The 17,677-nt window shown below is 34.4% G+C and carries 16 protein-coding genes and 2 tRNA genes; 11 read left to right on the forward strand and 7 right to left on the reverse strand.

Annotation, left to right across the window (positions count from 1 at the left end; genetic code table 11):
* Positions 1-87 precede the first annotated feature (87 nt).
* Positions 88-160 (forward strand) — tRNA-Phe (locus ACNC7R_RS19930).
* Between the two features lie 208 nt (positions 161-368).
* On the opposite strand, the gene ACNC7R_RS19935 is transcribed toward ACNC7R_RS19930, so the two are convergent.
* Positions 369-791 (reverse strand): hypothetical protein, encoded by a 423-nt coding sequence (locus tag ACNC7R_RS19935; protein ID WP_417942772.1) that lies wholly within the window; start codon positions 789-791, stop codon positions 369-371.
* A gap of 16 nt (positions 792-807) precedes the next feature.
* Positions 808-1,038 carry a helix-turn-helix domain-containing protein gene (locus ACNC7R_RS19940; protein WP_417942773.1) on the reverse strand — a complete coding sequence of 77 codons (231 nt, stop codon included), beginning with the start codon at positions 1,036-1,038 and terminating at the stop codon, positions 808-810.
* 82 nt (positions 1,039-1,120) lie between these two features.
* Between ACNC7R_RS19940 and ACNC7R_RS19945 the strand changes: the two genes are divergently transcribed.
* Complete coding sequence (locus tag ACNC7R_RS19945) at positions 1,121-1,354, forward strand: hypothetical protein (RefSeq protein ID WP_417942774.1); 234 nt, start codon at positions 1,121-1,123, stop codon at positions 1,352-1,354.
* 161 nt (positions 1,355-1,515) lie between these two features.
* Here ACNC7R_RS19945 and ACNC7R_RS19950 read toward each other — a convergent pair whose 3' ends face one another.
* Complete coding sequence (locus tag ACNC7R_RS19950; protein WP_417942775.1) at positions 1,516-2,517, reverse strand: lysozyme inhibitor LprI family protein; 1,002 nt, start codon at positions 2,515-2,517, stop codon at positions 1,516-1,518.
* 159 nt (positions 2,518-2,676) lie between these two features.
* Between ACNC7R_RS19950 and ACNC7R_RS19955 the strand changes: the two genes are divergently transcribed.
* Positions 2,677-3,042, forward strand: coding sequence for a transposase (locus ACNC7R_RS19955; protein WP_417939511.1), 366 nt, complete (start codon positions 2,677-2,679; stop codon positions 3,040-3,042).
* A 190-nt stretch (positions 3,043-3,232) separates the two neighbouring features.
* On the forward strand, positions 3,233-4,006 hold the full coding sequence (locus ACNC7R_RS19960) for an ISL3 family transposase (protein WP_417943202.1): 774 nt from the start codon (positions 3,233-3,235) through the stop codon (positions 4,004-4,006).
* A 99-nt stretch (positions 4,007-4,105) separates the two neighbouring features.
* Here ACNC7R_RS19960 and ACNC7R_RS19965 read toward each other — a convergent pair.
* A tRNA-Leu gene (locus ACNC7R_RS19965) sits at positions 4,106-4,187 on the reverse strand.
* A 110-nt stretch (positions 4,188-4,297) separates the two neighbouring features.
* On the opposite strand from ACNC7R_RS19965, the gene ACNC7R_RS19970 reads away from it, so the two are divergent.
* From ACNC7R_RS19970 to ACNC7R_RS19985, 4 genes are all read left to right on the forward strand, one after another.
* On the forward strand, positions 4,298-5,686 hold the full coding sequence (locus ACNC7R_RS19970) for a dipeptidase (protein WP_417942776.1): 1,389 nt from the start codon (positions 4,298-4,300) through the stop codon (positions 5,684-5,686).
* A 313-nt stretch (positions 5,687-5,999) separates the two neighbouring features.
* Positions 6,000-6,419, forward strand: a complete 420-nt coding sequence (locus ACNC7R_RS19975) for a hypothetical protein (RefSeq protein WP_417942777.1) — start codon at positions 6,000-6,002, stop codon at positions 6,417-6,419.
* A 48-nt stretch (positions 6,420-6,467) separates the two neighbouring features.
* Positions 6,468-6,839, forward strand: coding sequence for a BlaI/MecI/CopY family transcriptional regulator (locus ACNC7R_RS19980; RefSeq protein ID WP_110305859.1), 372 nt, complete (start codon positions 6,468-6,470; stop codon positions 6,837-6,839).
* The gene (locus ACNC7R_RS19985; RefSeq protein WP_417942778.1) at positions 6,836-8,251 is read left to right on the forward strand and encodes an N-acetylmuramoyl-L-alanine amidase; all 1,416 of its coding nucleotides are present in this window, start codon (positions 6,836-6,838) and stop codon (positions 8,249-8,251) included. The genes ACNC7R_RS19980 and ACNC7R_RS19985 overlap by 4 nt, the downstream gene beginning before the upstream one ends.
* A gap of 101 nt (positions 8,252-8,352) precedes the next feature.
* Here ACNC7R_RS19985 and ACNC7R_RS19990 read toward each other — a convergent pair whose 3' ends face one another.
* Positions 8,353-9,717: a saccharopine dehydrogenase family protein gene (locus ACNC7R_RS19990; protein ID WP_417942779.1), complete on the reverse strand. Its 1,365-nt coding sequence runs from the start codon at positions 9,715-9,717 to the stop codon at positions 8,353-8,355.
* Positions 9,718-9,892: 175 nt separating this feature from the next.
* Between ACNC7R_RS19990 and ACNC7R_RS19995 the strand changes: the two genes are divergently transcribed.
* Both ACNC7R_RS19995 and pckA read left to right on the forward strand, forming a co-directional pair.
* On the forward strand, positions 9,893-10,279 hold the full coding sequence (locus ACNC7R_RS19995) for a DUF423 domain-containing protein (RefSeq protein WP_417942780.1): 387 nt from the start codon (positions 9,893-9,895) through the stop codon (positions 10,277-10,279).
* Positions 10,280-10,470: 191 nt separating this feature from the next.
* Positions 10,471-12,075 (forward strand): phosphoenolpyruvate carboxykinase (ATP), encoded by a 1,605-nt coding sequence (gene pckA, locus ACNC7R_RS20000; RefSeq protein ID WP_417942781.1) that lies wholly within the window; start codon positions 10,471-10,473, stop codon positions 12,073-12,075.
* 130 nt (positions 12,076-12,205) lie between these two features.
* Here pckA and ACNC7R_RS20005 read toward each other — a convergent pair whose 3' ends face one another.
* Together ACNC7R_RS20005 and ACNC7R_RS20010 are read right to left on the reverse strand one after the other, a co-directional pair.
* Positions 12,206-13,264, reverse strand: a complete 1,059-nt coding sequence (locus tag ACNC7R_RS20005) for a phytase (RefSeq protein WP_417942782.1) — start codon at positions 13,262-13,264, stop codon at positions 12,206-12,208.
* 75 nt (positions 13,265-13,339) lie between these two features.
* On the reverse strand, positions 13,340-16,150 hold the full coding sequence (locus ACNC7R_RS20010; RefSeq protein WP_417942783.1) for a TonB-dependent receptor: 2,811 nt from the start codon (positions 16,148-16,150) through the stop codon (positions 13,340-13,342).
* Between the two features lie 416 nt (positions 16,151-16,566).
* Here ACNC7R_RS20010 and ACNC7R_RS20015 point away from each other — a divergent pair, with 416 nt between their 5' ends.
* Positions 16,567-17,667, forward strand: coding sequence for a DUF4407 domain-containing protein (locus ACNC7R_RS20015; RefSeq protein WP_417942784.1), 1,101 nt, complete (start codon positions 16,567-16,569; stop codon positions 17,665-17,667).
* The last annotated feature ends 10 nt before the right edge of the window (positions 17,668-17,677 follow it).

Below are 17,677 nucleotides of genomic sequence, written 5' to 3' on the forward strand. Positions count from 1 at the left end.
GATAAACGAAAAATGATTCTATCTTTGCACCCGCAAACACGTTCACAGAAACACACGAAAACTGAAACAAAGTGAATTAATAAGCACGGTACCTTAGCTCAGATGGTAGAGCAATGGACTGAAAATCCATGTGTCCCTGGTTCGATCCCTGGAGGTACCACAAAACCCGAATAGCAATATTCGGGTTTTTTGTTTTTATTTAATTTCCTATTGATTCCGGATTAATCCCAAACCTGCTGAGTGATAAATTTGAGCATAAATCAACCTCTCAAAACTTTTAGAAATAATCTGCCTGATTTTTTTTAAATCCTCTTAAAACAAAGACGCTGCGACTGCTTTTAGCTGGAAGTGTTTTTATGGTTTTTGATTTAATTTTCTTCCCAGAAGATTTTTTTATTATGTTTTACTAAGTACAAACAGGTATCGCCTTTCTCATCGATTTTTTTCCTTAAATCAAAAATATATGATCCTTTAGATAGTCTACTGCTTTCTGTGCCACACCAACTCCAATTGAGCTGATTTACTTTTTTATTATTTATAATTCCACTAATTTGTTCGTATGGTTCACTGCCATCAAAAAGAAAATCTTTAAAATCAATATATTCGGTTGAACTATTATTTTTCAAGTGACCGATTAAAGTACCTGCTACTACCAATGAATCTATGTTTTCTCCGGTTTTGTTGTAAAACTTCGCATGAAGACTCCTGAAGTTTATAAAAGTACTTAAGAGAATTATGCTTAGTAATATAAAAACGAACATTTCTATTTTCCTTTCTTTAGATAGCAGCATTTTTTTAATATAGGTTTTATTTTAAAGGAAAATCAAGTAATTCTTTAAGATCAATATCTAAAGCATTTGCTATTCGTATAAGAGTTTTTATACCTGTATTTATTTCAGCTCTTTCAATTCTTCCAATTTGATTTCTTGGAATATCACAATCATCAGCTAAAGCTTGTTGTGATAAACCTTTTTTTTCACGCAGTTGTCTAACGTGAATACCAAGATTCACAATAAAAGTATCTTCTGAAATATTCATATTTCAAAAGTCATAACAATTATTTTTTAATAAGCCACAAATTTGTGTCTAAAATTTTTATATTTGAATAAAAAATAAGACAATGATTACAGAAAGTCTTTCAAAAGAAACTGAAACCAGACTAATAGATTTTTTCACAAACAACATTAACCCTAAAGATATGGCAAAAACAATACGGCAAATAAATTATATATTGGCTTTAAGTGCATTAAGGGAATCAGAAACCGTACAAGCTGAAATTAGCAATCTTGAAAAAAGTTTTTACTGTATGAATAGATTAGCAGAAGCATTAGATCCTTATTTGGATGTTGAGTGAAGAAAGTTGTTTTCGTCTAGTTTGTCATTCCGAGGAACGAGGAATCTCCGCAAGAAACTCGACAACAGTGCGTACTCAGCGTGTGAAGATTCCTCGTCCCTCGGAATGACAATATTGGGTTTATTATTTGGTTTTCGGCGAAAGCCAAAAGACAAAAAGCTTTACTGAAGTTTTTGTGCCAAACTATATTTTTTTAAATCAATTTCGAATTCCTTTTTTAAACTTTCTATTTTTTCCTTTGTTGTTTCTGTTAGACTGCTATTGTATAATAATGGATACATAGAACCTCCTTCTACAAAAGATGAATCTAAATCTGCTTTTGATTTTCTATAATTTTTCCATTGTTCTACGCTTTTATCAAAGAGCACAACATTAATGTCAAAATCTGAATTATCAGTTTTTGCTTTTTTAATCGTTGAAATTAATTCTGACAAATTATTTTCGGACTTTTCAAAATCGTCCATAGCTTGACTGTTCATTTCACTTTGAGTTTGCGGAGCATTTGGATAAAGTAAATGCCATATAAAATTATTTATTTGGTCAAGAAAAATTTTACAGCTATTATAACATCTAAAAATTTCATCTTGATCCAGTTTTAAATTAGTTGCAAATTCATGGCAAAAAATATGTCTAAGTTCAAAGGTTCTTTTAATGTCAAATATAATTTGGTTACTATTTTCAATGAATTCTTTTGAGGTCTCATTAATATTTTCATAAATACTTTCTTGATTAAATTTTTTTATTTGCTCAAGAAAGTCAACTCCTGCTAAAGTAGAAAGATTAGCGTTAATATCATCAAAATTATTACATGGTAATATGTGGGAAATAAATTCTCCAACTGTAACGATTTTAGTTTGTATAGCGTTAATAATTTCAAAATCAAATTTTACATTTTTTGATTGGTTAAATTTAATTGCATTTTCACTAAAAGGTTTTCCAAAATCTATTAATTCCTTATAAACTGAACGAAAAAAAGCTTCAAAGCAGGCGACTGTTGCAATAGGGATATATTTTAAAAGTTCTCTATTGAAATCACCATTATAATTTAAATTTTCATTAAATGCATATTCAATATCATTAAGTCGACTGCTATAATCATGTCTTGAATTAAACTCTGAACGGTATTTTACTGCTAATATCTCATTTATTAAATTTCGCTTCATTTAGACTGAATTTTTCGTTTTGCTTTTAAAATTTTTAGAGTAAGCAAATTTGTAGTTTATCAAATGTATGGAAGAATTTTATAAATAGAGGAGGATCATAACATATTGTTGTGGGGAAATATTAAAATCTAGATATTTGTATGTTCAATCTATCCCCCAATGCAAGATTCTTTTATCGATATCCTTAAGTTGTTATTACCTGAGATAATAGTAGACTACTTCGAACTTACTTCTTATAAAAAGAAAGATGAAACACTCCATCTGTATTTAAAAGAGATTAATTCGATACCTAAAGAATACAGGGAATCAAAATTAAGCTCAAAAGGATTCTTCGAAGAGATAACGGTTCAGGATTTTCCTATCCGTGGACACCAAGTATATCTTCACATCACTCGCAGAAGATGGCTTAATGAAGATACTCGAAAGATCGTTTTTAGAGATTGGAATTTAGTAGCAGACGGAACTCGTGTAACCCAGGAGTTTGCGTCTTTTTTAAAAGAGATCAATAGATTCCAGTCCAAATGATTGTAATACCATTGCCTCTTTCTATGGAGTTTCTGGTAGAAACCTGCAATGTCAATACAAAGATTTTCTAAGTGATTTCAAAGTTTGGGATCAAATATCACATGCTAAAAAATGGCTTCTTTTTCCACAAAATATTGGAAAGCGTTTATCAATAGACGAAACCTCACTTTCAAATGGCGAACTCTATACTATTTTAACCAACAAATCCGGTAAAGGTAGAAAAGGAACTATAGTGGCTATGATTGCAGGAACTAAAGCAGAAACAGTTATTGGTGTTATTGAAAAAATTCCTCTTAAACAGCGGAATCTAGTCAAGGAAATTACTCAGGATATGGCCGGGAATATGGGATTGATAGCTAAAAAGTGTTTTGCTAATGCTACTCGAGTTACAGACCGATTCCATGTTCAAAAGCTAGCTGCAGAAGCCCTGCAGGAAATCAGGATTAAATATCGTTGGCAAGCCATTGATCAAGAAAATGATGCTATTGAAAAAGCCAAAAAGTCAAAAGTAAATTTCGAATCTAAAACACTTTCAAATGGGGATACCCTTAAGCAATTACTAGCGAGGAGTCGCTATTTCTTGTATAAATCCAAATCGAAATGGACTCAAAATCAAATAGAACGTGCTGCCTTACTATTTGAGTTATATCCTGATATTCAAAAAGGATACAATCTAACTCAAGAGCTCCGTGGCATCTTTGAGAATACAACCGATAAAATCATTGGTTTTGCAAAATTAGCCAGATGGCATGAAAAAGTAGATCAATCTGGATTTAAGTCTTTCGGTACAATCTCTCGTACAATTATGAATCATTATCAAACCATCTTAAATTATTTTGATAACAGAAGTACTAATGCTTCTGCAGAATCATTCAATGCTAAAATAAAAGCATTTAGATCAAAATTTAGAGGTGTTAGAAATATAGAATACTTCCTTTTTAGGCTAACTAATATTTATGCTTAATTTTTGCATCCCCACAGGTTTTTGCTTTGATCCAATCTAAATAGAGAAACTTCAGTAAAAACAAAAAAGCTCCTGAATATCTTCAGAAGCTTTTTTTAGTGCGGATAATAGGACTCGAACCTACACGCCTTGCGGCACCAGATCCTAAGTCTGGCATGTCTACCAATTTCACCATATCCGCGGTGTTTGTGGGTGCAAAGATAAGCATACTTTCGAATATTCAAAGAAAAATTTGAAAAAAATTATTAATTCTCTTTTTTGTATATTTGGTTTTCTATAAAAATAATTTAAATGGAAAACATTAAGTCCTACGTTCAACAACATAAAGATCGGTTTATCAATGAATTGATCGAATTATTAAAAATTCCGTCGGTAAGTGCCGACACCGCATACTCTCAAGATGTTATTGACACGGCCGAAGCTGTAAAAGTAAGTTTATCAAAAGCAGGCTGCGATTTTGTCGAAACTTGCGACACTCCCGGTTATCCAATTATTTATGGAGAGAAAATAATCGACCCTAATTTACCTACCGTTTTAGTATACGGCCATTATGATGTTCAGCCACCGGATCCAATGGAATTATGGACCTCTCCCCCTTTCGAACCCGTTATCAAAACAACCGATATTCATCCCGAAGGCGCTATTTTCGCCCGTGGTGCCTGCGACGACAAAGGTCAGATGTACATGCACGTAAAAGCGCTTGAATATATGGTACAGAGCAATACACTGCCTTGTAACGTAAAATTCATGATCGAAGGCGAAGAAGAAGTAGGCTCTGCAAGTTTAGCCTGGTTTGTAGAACGCAATCAGGAAAAACTGAAAAACGATGTCATCCTGATTTCAGACACCGGAATGATTTCGAACCAACAGCCATCTATAACGACAGGCTTACGAGGTTTGAGCTATGTAGAAGTTGAAGTTACAGGACCAAATCGCGACCTGCACTCCGGTTTATACGGCGGGGCTGTAGCGAATCCAATTAATATTCTGGCAAAAATGATCGCTTCTCTTCACGACGAAGACAATCATATTACGATTCCGGGATTCTACGACAAAGTACAGGAATTATCTGCAGAAGAAAGAGCCGAAATGGCCAAAGCGCCTTTTAGCTTAGAAAAATATAAAAACGCGTTGAACATTGCTGATGTTTATGGCGAAAAAGGGTATGTCACCAACGAACGCAACTCCATCCGCCCGACATTAGACGTAAACGGAATCTGGGGCGGTTATCAGGGTGAAGGCGCCAAAACGGTTATTGCCAGCAAAGCTTTTGCTAAAATCTCGATGCGTCTGGTTCCGAATCAGGATTGGCATGAGATTACAGAACTGTTTACAAAACATTTCACCAATATTGCTCCGGCGGGAGTTACCGTAAAAGTGACGCCACACCACGGAGGTCAGGGATATGTTACGCCAATTGACAGCATCGGATATCAGGCGGCCAACAAGGCTTATACCGAAACATTTGGAGTTCCGGCCATTCCGGTTCGTTCCGGCGGCAGTATTCCAATTGTGTCATTGTTCGAAAAAGAACTGAAAAGCAAAACTATTCTAATGGGCTTCGGTCTCGACAGTGATGCAATTCACTCGCCAAACGAACATTTCGGAATCTTTAATTACCTGAAAGGAATTGAGACTATTCCGTTGTTTTACAAATATTTTGTAGAGCTTTCGAAATAATTCTTTTTATAAAAATTCAAAATCCGTTCAGTAATGAGCGGATTTTTTTTTGAGTTTTCAAGTTGATATTCCTATTGAAATTTGCCATTGAAATTTGCTATTGCTATTGATTCGGGCGTTACCTACGGCCGGGCTATCCGCTATATCTTTTTATTTTTAAAGGAAAAATAAAAAGGATGCCGCTGCTATCCCTAACGCAATCCCAAAGTATTGAAAATTATAGTTTTATTTAAATATTGAAACTTTTTTCTTTCATATTTAAAATTTTATTCTACATTTGTAGAAACAAATCTATAAATGTAGAACAAAAGCTATGAAGAACCTTTTTGTAATATTCTTGTGTGGTGCATTACTTCTTGGCTGTAAGCCTCATTTAATTAATCAAAAGATTGAAAAGAAAAAGCAGGGAGTATGGATTGAAGAATATTCTGAAGACAGTACTCATTATAAATCGTACGAATATTACAAAGACGACCAGCCGGTAAAAAAATGGAAATCCTACATCAACGGAAAAATCTATAAAACCGAAAAATACAAAAACGGAATCTGCACTGTAAAATATTATCATCAAAACGGAAAACTGCAATCAAAAGGAAAAACCAGCGTCGAAATTGATTCAGTCGAAACACACTGGTTTTATTTTGGAAAATGGAAATTCTATTCGGATAAAGGAAAGTTAACCGATATCAGAAAATACAATAAAGGGAATTTAGTTTCAGAACAAAACTTATAATAAAAACTTAGAAACTCAGAATCTTAGCAACTTAGAACCTAAAAAAATATGCAATTATCAAATTCAGAAGAACAATTAATGGAGCATCTCTGGAAGCTTGAAAAAGCTTTTATGAAAGATTTACTTGAAGCTTACCCGGAGCCAAAACCTGCCACAACCACCGTTGCCACACTTTTAAAACGTATGATTGACAAGAAGTTTGTAGCTTACAACGAATTCGGAAACTCAAGGGAATATTATCCGTTAGTCAAAAAAACAGATTATTTCTCCAAACATGTAAAAGGCCTTATTAGTAATTTCTTTAATAATTCGGCTTCGCAATTTGCTTCTTTCTTTACCACCGAAACCAATTTGTCAGCTTCGGAACTGGAAGAACTCAAAAAAATAATCGATAGTCAAATTCAAAAAAAGAAAAAATGACAACCTTTTTAATTAAATCGACTATTAGTCTTTGCATCCTATTGCTAGCATACCACTTATTGCTGGAAAAAGAAAAAATGTTCCGCTTCAACAGGTATTTTTTACTGGTCAGTCTGGTGTTTTCAATGGTTGTACCTTTTTTATCTTTCGAAATTCAACAGGATATTCCTATTGTGTACAATAAAATTACATTTCCGAAAACAGCTGCAGCTACTTTTCCGATTGAAGCAGAAGATATCAATATAAACAAAGAAGATCAGATCAATTATTGGCTTTTTCTTTTATGGATAACTTATATCGGAATTACTTTAATTCTAAGCTATCGGTTTATTCAAAATATTTATACAATCACGTCAAAGGCTAAAATATCTAAAATCATTGTGCATCAAAACACAAGGATAGTTTTACTCTCAGAAAAAACTTTACCTTATTCTTTTTGGGATTCTATTTATTTAAATCATAATGATTTTGAAAATGGGCTTATAGAACAAGAATTATTTACGCACGAAATCGCCCATGTAAAGCAAAAACATACGCTTGATGTAATTTTTATAGAAATTCTGAAAACATTATTTTGGTTCAACCCTGTTTTTATTTTTTACAAAAAAGCCATTCAGCTTAATCATGAGTTTTTGGCAGATGAAAATGTGATATCGGCACATAATAATATCTATTTATATCAAAACCTTTTACTCAACAAATTAAATATCTCACAACCCATCTATTTGACTAGTAATTTAAACTTTTTATCAACAAAAAAACGACTTACCATGATGACAAAAACCACTTCGAAAACAAAGACATTAATAATACAGTCTTTGGCTGCTTTAGGGCTATTAACAATCTTTTTATTATTTGCTTTCAAACCTTTACCCCTGAGCAACAAAAAAACTATAGTTATTGATGCCGGCCATGGAGGAAAAGATATTGGAGCGCAAATTGGTGCTGAGCAAGAAAAGAAAATTGTAGAAAATATTGCGAATAAAATAAGCTTGCTGAATGGCAAAGATGAAATTGAAATTATTTTGCTCAGAAAAGACGACAGCTTTATTGAATTAAGTGAAAGAGTATCTGAAATAAACAAAATAAAGCCGGATTTAGTAATTTCTTTACATGTAAATAGTTCACAAGATTTAAATGAAAACGGGGTAAATGCTTTTGTTTCAAAACAAAATGTTTTTTATGAAAAATCGAAAGAAAGTGCTAAAGATTTAGTTGATAAAATCTCAAATGAAAAACTTGCTAAAGGAGAGGTTAAAGATGCAAATTATTTTGTACTCAAAAATTCAAAATGTCCTGCTTTACTAGTAGAAATTGGCTATCTAACAAATGAGAATAACAGAACGTATCTGATTAGCGAAAATGGACAAAATGAAATTGCAAATAAAATAGTTGAATTCATAAAAATGTAAATGTCTGCCAACACTATTCTGTTAGCATATTAATTCATAAAAAAATCCGCTTTTAAAATTTAGAAGCGGATTTTAAAATTCAAAAACTAAAAATAAATCCGTTAAAATAAGTCCGGATTATATCCAAAATAAGGCATATTTTGTTCGTAAAAAACAACACCATAACTTTCTAATTCTTCTAAAATAGGCAGATACACTTCCTTACTGATCGGAAGCTGTACTCCCGGGGTCGTAATTTTTCCATTCAAAATCAACAAAGTCGCAATAGCCACCGGAAGACCGACAGTTTTTGCCATTGCAGTATACGTCTGATCTTCGCCAATGCAAACCATTTTTGAGTCGATTTGTCTTTTCTCACTGTTGAGTTCATAGCCAAATTTATGGTACATCACAATCATATCTTTATCATCTGGTTGCAGTGTCCAGCTGTCCATTAGTATTTTTTCGAGAATCTGGGCCGGAGTTGCATTAGGCAGGTTCACTTTTTTGTCAGGATTAAATAAATCCAGCTCCAAAAGCTTGTCCCACATAATATCATCCTGATCTATTTTTAAAATCAGGCGCATTTTTATTTCAACTGAGTCCGTTGGATGATAAGGTAAAAAAGAATTGGTAAACTGACGGTAACTCATGTTTTCAGAATCTTCCATGATATAACTGTCGTCTGTCATGCCCAGTTGCACAAACATATTCCATGCTTTCGAGAAACCGACCCTTCTAATCGTTCCTCTGTATAACGTCAGAATATCATCCAAACCATAAATAGAGCGATATTTAAGCGAATCACGGTTCGAATAGGCCTCAAATTTTCCGTAACCTTCGACTTCAAGAAATTCAGTTCTGCGAAATAAACTTCCATAGGGAATGTATTTATAAGTACCTTCCTGAATAAATTTTGCTGCACCACCCTGACCTGCCAATACAACATTTCTGGGTGCCCAGGTAAATTTGTAATTCCATAAATTGTTATCTGACTCAGGAGCTACCAAACCGCCACAAAAGGATTCAAAAAGCAGCATTTTGCCGCCTTTTGCTCTGATTTCATCAATAACTTTCATTGCACTCATATGATCTATTCCGGGATCGAGGCCAATTTCATTCATGAAAATCAAATTGTTTTTTCGGGCTTCTTCATCAAGTTCCATCATGGCATCGCTGATGTAGGAAGCGGTAACGAGATGTTTTTTGAATTGCAGGCAGTCTTTTGCAATTTCAATATGTAAATAGGCAGGAAGCATCGAAATGACAATAGATGCTTTTTCTATGGCTGTTTTTCTTTCTTCTTTATCAAAAATATTCAGGGCAATCGGGGTTGCATTCGGATGATTGTTGATTTTTTTTTCGGCCAAAGCCAAAGATAAATCGGCTACCACAATATGTAGATTTTCACTTTCCGACTTTGAAAGCAAATACCGTATCAAAGACGATGCGGATCTTCCGGCTCCGATGATTAGAATATGTCTCATAATTTACATATATAACACAAACATACTGAATTGTTATAAAAATAACAATTGATACTAGGTTAAATTTTTAATACATAAACAACAAAGTAAACCAGTTTTTTTTGAAAAGTGTATTTGAAATGTTTTTTGTTTGGTTGAATTAAGAGTATTTTTGTGATATTAAAAACACATTAAAATGGAAAGAAAAATAATTATTACAGGTGCTATTTTCGGAATGTTAGCCATTATTTTAGGTGCTTTTGGTGCACATGCCTTAAAGGCAATATTAACTCCGGAACAATTAACCAGTTTTGAAACCGGTGTTCGTTATCAAATGTATCATGCTTTCTTTTTATTTTTTGTGGCGTCACGTACAGAATTGCCTTTAAAAAAGCTAAAAGTGATCTATAATTTAGTTCTGGCAGGTGTAATTTTATTCTCAGGTTCCATTTTTTTACTGACTACAAAAAACGTTACCACTATTGACTTCAAAATTATAGGATTCGTAACTCCAATTGGCGGATTCCTATTAATCTTCGCCTGGTTGGTTCTTTTAGTTACTTTTTTTAGGAAAAAATCATAAAATTGGATTAAAAAAATTCTATCTGAATTATAATGATTAATTTTGTTGTATATATAACACATAACTTTATTGGTGTGAATATTTTGTATTTTAAATAGTTAACTACAAATAATGTAACACCTACTTAAGTTATTCATATCTTAAAATTGATATTTAAGAATAAACAATATAACTACAACAATTCAAAATTTATGGAGACGAATACACTTTCCACGAAATCGATTTCGCTAAACAATTTAGGAATCAAAAATGCAAATGTTCACTATCAACTATCTCCGGAAGAGTTACATGCTCTGACTATTGAGGCCGGACAAGGTATTGAGAGTTCTACAGGAGCATTGGCGATTAACACTGGTGAATTTACCGGACGTTCTCCACAAGACCGTTTTATTGTAAAAGACAGTATAACAGAAGAAAAAGTTTGGTGGGGAAATGTAAATATTCCGTTTTCACCGGAAGCTTTCGAAAAACTATATAATAAGGTAACACAATTTTTATCAGATAAAGAAGTTTTTGTACGCGATTCATACGTTTGTTCTGATGTGAATTACAGATTAAATGTCCGCGTTGTTACTGAAACTGCCTGGTCGAATTTGTTTTGCTACAATATGTTTCTGCGACCAGAAGAAAGTGAATTAGCGAATTTCACTCCAGAATGGACGGTAATCTGTGCTCCAGGTTTTATGGCAGATCCGGCTGTAGACGGAACACGCCAGTCTAATTTTGCTATTTTGGATTTTACTAAAAAAGTAGCCTTAATTGGCGGAACAGGTTATACCGGAGAAATGAAAAAAGGGATATTCTCTGCCTTGAATTTCATTTTACCCGTTTTCAAAAATACATTACCAATGCACTGCAGTGCGAATGTGGGTGACGCTGGCGATACTGCGATTTTCTTCGGCTTATCCGGAACCGGAAAAACTACTTTATCAGCTGATCCAGAACGTAAATTAATCGGTGACGACGAACATGGGTGGACAAGTGAAAACACCGTTTTTAATTTTGAAGGGGGCTGTTATGCCAAAGTAATCAACTTATCTGAAGAAAATGAACCGGATATTTTCAGAGCTATCAAAAAAGGGGCGCTTTTAGAAAATGTCGTTTTTAAAGCAGGCACCAATGAAGTTGATTATGAAGATGTTACCATTACACAAAATACCCGTGTAAGTTATCCGATAACACATATCGACAATATTCAGCCGGGTTCTATAGGACATAATCCTAAAAATATTTTTTTCTTAACAGCAGATTCTTTCGGAATTTTGCCCCCAATCTCAAAACTGACTCCAGGGCAGGCAGCCTATCATTTTATTTCTGGTTATACGGCAAAAGTGGCCGGAACTGAAGCTGGCGTAACAGAACCTCAGCCAAACTTTTCTGCTTGTTTTGGAGCACCATTTATGCCTTTGCATCCAACAAAATATGCTGAAATGCTAAGCAAAAAAATGAAAGATGCTGATGTAAAAGTCTGGCTAATCAACACAGGATGGACGGGAGGAGCTTACGGAACCGGAAGTCGCATGAAATTAAAATATACCCGCGCTATGATTACGGCTGCATTAAACGGAGAACTGGATAATGTAGACTATGAAAATCATTCGGTTTTTGGAATTGCAAAACCACAGTCTTGTCCAAATGTACCAAATGAAATTTTAAACCCTAGAAATACCTGGGAAGATAAAGATTTATACGATAAAAAAGCATTAGAATTGGCTCTGAAATTCAAAGCTAATTTTGCCAAATTTGAAGAATTTGCAAATGCTGAAATCTTAGCAGGTGCACCGATTACAGAATAAAAGGAATTATTGATTCAAACTAAAAAAGCTGTTCATTTCTGAACAGCTTTTTTGTTTGGTCCTCAATCGCAGCTAAAAATAAACACTTAACACTGACACTGCGACTGAAAACATTGTAAACACTGAAAATTTATTTTTTAGATTCGTCAATACGTTTCTGGATTAAGTCCCAGGCGTAATAATGGAATGTCATTCCGTTACTCATCGCTACGAAAAGACCATTTTTATAGGATCCGCCTAAATTAACACTGGTTACATCGGCACCATCACATTCGATTGTTGAAGTTGGAACTTCTGCCAGTAATTTATAACTGTTTGGATTTCCGTTAACTCCTTCTCTCGGATACACCATGAAAGTGTTTGCCTGTTGGTTGGAAACTAAAATATATCCTGTAGTAGCTGTTTTTTTGTAAATAGCAATTCCTTCATGATCGGCTTTAAAATCTTTTTGCCCAAAAAGTGCTAATTCTTTATTGTCATTCAAAGCAGGATCTGCCTTGTATTTTCTGATTCCGAATTGCTCGTCACAATATAAAACAGTTCCTAATTCATTATCAACAGCAATGGCTTCAATTTCTTTCTTTCCGCTGTAAGCTCCAAATTTGCGAACTACTTTTCCAACAGCATTTTTACCGAAACCCGAAAGTTCATATTGCCATAAATAGCTTCCTGAAGGGCCTGATTTTCTTCCCACAATAGCGAATATTTTGCCATCTGTCGGGCGTGTGTATAAAGAAATTCCCATTGGATCGCGTTGTTCTTCTCCTTCAAAAACTGAAATGCCTCCGTTGTCAATTGGTTCTAAATCCGGCAGGCTGAAAACTCTGATTTTGTTGCTTTCACGCTCAGTTGTAACAGCAATATCCACTTTTTTTCCGTCAATAATCAATCCGTAAGCGATATCAACATTGTTTGGGCGTTTTAACGGAATTGATTTCTTCAGGATTTTTCCGTTTAAATCAAAAGCATACAAACCACCGTCTGTATCTTTATCAGTTCCTACAATAATACTTTTTGTAGCATCAGTTGGGTGAATCCAGATCGAAGGGTCATCAGTATCGTGAGGCAAAGCTTCTGTAACAACTGTTGGTTTTACGGCATTTGGAGATACCGGCGCTAATTTATCATCTTTACAAGCTGTTAATGAAAGTGCTAAAAGTAAAAACGCAATTATAGATTTATTCTTCATTTTTATAATGTATTTGTATGCAATTAGACAGAGCCGTTAAACTCTGTCTAATTTAAGAATTTTTAAAAACAGGTTTTACAAGTCTAATTTCAATCCGAAATTGTAACGAGCCTGATAGTATTCAGCTTGTTTGGTATGTGCTTCTATACCCTGATAGTAACGCAATGGCTGGTTTGTTAAGTTGTTAGCTTCAGCAAAAAAGCGAAGTTTTGGCGTAATTTTATAAGAAGCATTCGCATCCAGAAAAAACTGTTTGTCATAAAAACTGTCATTATACGATTCAGATCCGAGTTCATCTAAATAATCAGATGTAAAATTTGTTGAAATCCTGGCAGAGAAACGTTTGTTCTCCCATGACAATGATCCGTTGAACATATGAGGCGCAGTTCCAGGAAGGCTGATGTTGTTTCTTTCATTTCCGTCTTCGTCAGCTATTCCTTTTGCTTCAGATTTAGTGTATGTATAGTTCACGTAAATACCGAATCCTTTTAAGAAAGCACCAGGTAAAAAGTCTAATTTACGCTGAAAAGCTACTTCAAAACCATAAACATCAACAGTATCGCCATTTCTTGATTGTAAAAATGACCAGTTTTCGCCAGCAGGAATTGGGTTTACCTGATTTGGAAAATCTGCAGCAAATTTGGCATTAGTATATTGACTATCGCTGTAGTTATAGATGAAATCACGTAATTTTTTGTAGAAAACACCTCCTGAAATCAATCCAACCGACTTGAAATAATTCTCAACCATAAAATCATAATTGTATGAGTAGGTAACATCAAGATCCGGATTACCAGCCGTAATTTCTTTATCAGCAGCAATATTGTTTACATAAGGTGCCAGTGCATAATAGTTAGGTCTTGCCAGTGCAGTAGTGGCAGCTGCTCTTAAAACTAAATCTTTTGTAGCATTGTATTGAAATGAAATACTTGGCAATAAATTAGTGTAAGAGTTTGTTGTGTTGATCTGGCTTTCTAATTCTTCTTCATCTAAAACACGATTTCCTGTATAATCGATGTGTGTGTTTTCAACACGGAAACCTAAAACCATTGAAAGTTTATCGTTAAAATCCTGATCCCATCTTACGTAAGCAGCCGTAATTCTTTCTTTAGCGTTATAATTAACAGCTAAATACTCAGCCGGATCTGCTTCTTTATCAAATAAACTTGCATTATTAAGGTCTAAACTTCCTAAGAAATTAGCCGAAGCAAAAGTTCCAGGCACATATTTACTTCCCGGATTAAAGTTTTTTCCATCAAAATAGCTTGTTGAAACCTCTGATAACAATTCCATTCCGTCATTTATTGGTTCGTAAGCGTAAAAATTATTGTTTCTTTCTTTTTCTTTCAAACGAAGTCTAAGACCTGTTCTTAATCTTCCTTTTTCACCCGCAATAACAGAGAACGGGAAACGAATGTTGACTTTTGCACCAAATTCACTTTCGCTTGTTTCATCTGTATTTTCTGTAACCGAATCAAATTTAAATTTATCTGTAGATTCTCCCTCTGTTGTCAGCAACGGAAATCTTGGGTCAGATAAATCCTGAAACATATCCAGACCTTTCTGACGGTACTCAATATAGCGTTCCTCCGGGCGATATTCTCTGGCTTTTGCATAGTTGGCAGACCAGTCTAAATCTAATTTCGAATTGATTAAGTGTTCTCCTCGTATGGAATAATTTTGAACACGCTGATCTTCTAGCCTTCTGTTTTTGTTTCGGTCGTTATCAGCTCCACCTTTTGTCTGGCGTCTTACACGTCCTTCAAAGCCAATGATTTCTTCTCCATTATAAATGGGTTCAATATTATCATAAGTAGTTCTGAAACGGTTTTCTCTGTCATCTCTCCAGTTGTAGATTGCATTGGCAAAAATGCTGTTGTTTTCATCAAATTTATAATCTAAAGCAATCGATCCGCTTCGGCGAATACGCTGTACATCGTATTTTCTAACCTGAGATGCCTGTAAGAACTCATTCCCAAAATCATCTTTTACCCATTCGTTTTCGATGTTGTCTGATCCATAATCTACATTATTATAAGATCCGCTGACAACCATGCCTAATTTATTGTTAGCAAATCGGTTACCATAAACCAATCCCGCTGTATAAGAAGCTTTTTCACGAATAGGAAGATACCCCCCTGCAAGCGTTGCTGAAATTCTTTCGCCATTTGGAGTTGCTCTTGTTACTAAATTTACAGAACCTCCAATCGCATCAGCATCCATGTCAGATGTCAATGTTTTATTTACTTCAATAGTCGAAATCATATCTGAAGGAATCAAATCCATCTGTACATTTCGGTTGTCCCCTTCTGCAGACGGAATTCGGTCACCATTCAAGGTTACAGAGTTTAAGGAAGGAGCCAAACCTCTAATGATGATATTACGCGCTTCCCCCTGATCATTTTGCATGGTGATACCCGGAACACGTTTTAATGCATCTCCGACATTGGCATCCGGAAAACGGCCTACCTGATCTGATGAAATTATGTTTCCTATATTTTTGCTGTTTTTTTGCTGGTTCAGTGCTTTTGCCTGACCTTTTAAGATGTCTCCCACTACCACCTCATTCAATTCTGTTCCTGTAGTTTTAAGCGAAAAATCGATTACGTTGTTTTTCCCTTGTTCTACTGTGATTTCCTGAGTGGTAGAAGTATATCCAATATATTTAACCGTTACCTGATATGTTCCAACATTTATGTTAAGCAATTCAAACCTTCCGTTATAGTCGGATACAGTGTACTTGTTTTCACCTACAATTTGAATCATAGCTCCTGGCAGAGGCAGTTTATCATCAGCGTCTAAGACCTTTCCTGATATGATTGCTTTTTGGGCATAGCCCGTCAGCGTTAATAAAAATAGCATTGCAGCCACATATAAATTTTTCATTGTGATTTTGGTTTGATTTTGGTGCGAAACTATAACCTTAGTATTATTAAAACCTGTAAAAAAAATTAACATACTGTTATGATTAGACGTTTATAACTAGAAAATAGTAATGTTTATGTAACATTGATCACGATTTTAGATTTTTAGTTCTCAGTAATTAGTCCTTAGTCGTGTTGTGTATACTAAAAGAAGCGCTTACTGTTGAAACAAATAGGAAGAACTTACTGTTAAAACAAATAGGAATAATTTACACTTTACAACTAATTACTAAGGACTAGGCACTAATTACTATGGACTAACTAATTACAAAACACCAAATAATTGATTCACAAGTAAAAACAAATCAACTATTTAGCTTCCAATTAAATTTTTGGCGTTAAATTTGCCTTATCATCATTAATCAAAAATCATCAATCATGTTAAAACAATTTTTTATCCTGTGTTCAGGAGCCGACCGAAATCTTCTCGAAGACTGTTCAGAAGGCGAACAAACCAAATATGTTGGTATTGGCGCCACTGTTTTTTTTACCGCAGTTATGGCCTTTCTGGCCAGTGCTTATGCCCTTTTTACTGTATTTGATTCTATTTATCCTGCCTTAATTTTTGGGTTTGTATGGAGTTTGCTTATTTTTAATCTCGACCGTTTTATTGTCTCCACCATTAAAAAGAGAGATCGTTTGATGGATGAATTCCTTCAGGCGACTCCCAGAATCGTGCTGGCGATTATTATTGCTATCGTAATTTCAAAACCATTAGAAATTAAAATTTTCGAAAAAGAAATCAATACCGTTTTACTAAAGGAAAAAAACGAAATGGAACTGGCCAACAAAAAACAAATTGGAACTTATTTCAAATCGGATTTAGATAAAAACAAGGCTGAAATTACGGCTTTAAAAGCTGATATTCTGAAAAAAGAGAAAGAAGTAAATGCTTTATACTCTACTTATATTACAGAAGCCGAAGGAACTTCCGGAACTAAAAAATTAGGAAAAGGCCCAGTTTATAAGGAAAAGAGAGAGAAACACGATGCTGCTTTAAAAGAATATGAAACTTTAAAAACCGCTAACGAAGCAAAAATTGCTGAAAAAGAAAAAACAGGCAAACAACTTCAGGCCGATCTGGATAAAAAGATTTTACAGACACAACCAGTCATCGAAGGTTTTGACGGGTTGATGGCCAGAATTAACGCATTGAACAAATTGCCGTGGCTTCCTTCATTTTTTATCATGCTGTTGTTTTTAGCAATCGAAACCTCTCCGATAATTGCCAAATTACTGGCTCCAAAAGGCGAGTTCGATATAAAACAGGAAGAAGCCGAAACGGCCATGAAAGCCACTTTGCAGCAAAATAAATACCAGCGGGAGTTACTGATAAAAACAAGTGCTGAAATGCATGACAAAGTGTATGCTGATATTGCCGAAGATAAAAACTTGTACAATCTGCAGCGAAAAAATGCTACTGAATTGTTAGAACTGCAATCACATAATTTTGTAGAGAAACAAAAGGCTACTTTATAGCCTTAAAAAC

The organism is Flavobacterium adiutor, from assembly GCF_048282555.1.
GTDB lineage: Bacteria > Bacteroidota > Bacteroidia > Flavobacteriales > Flavobacteriaceae > Flavobacterium.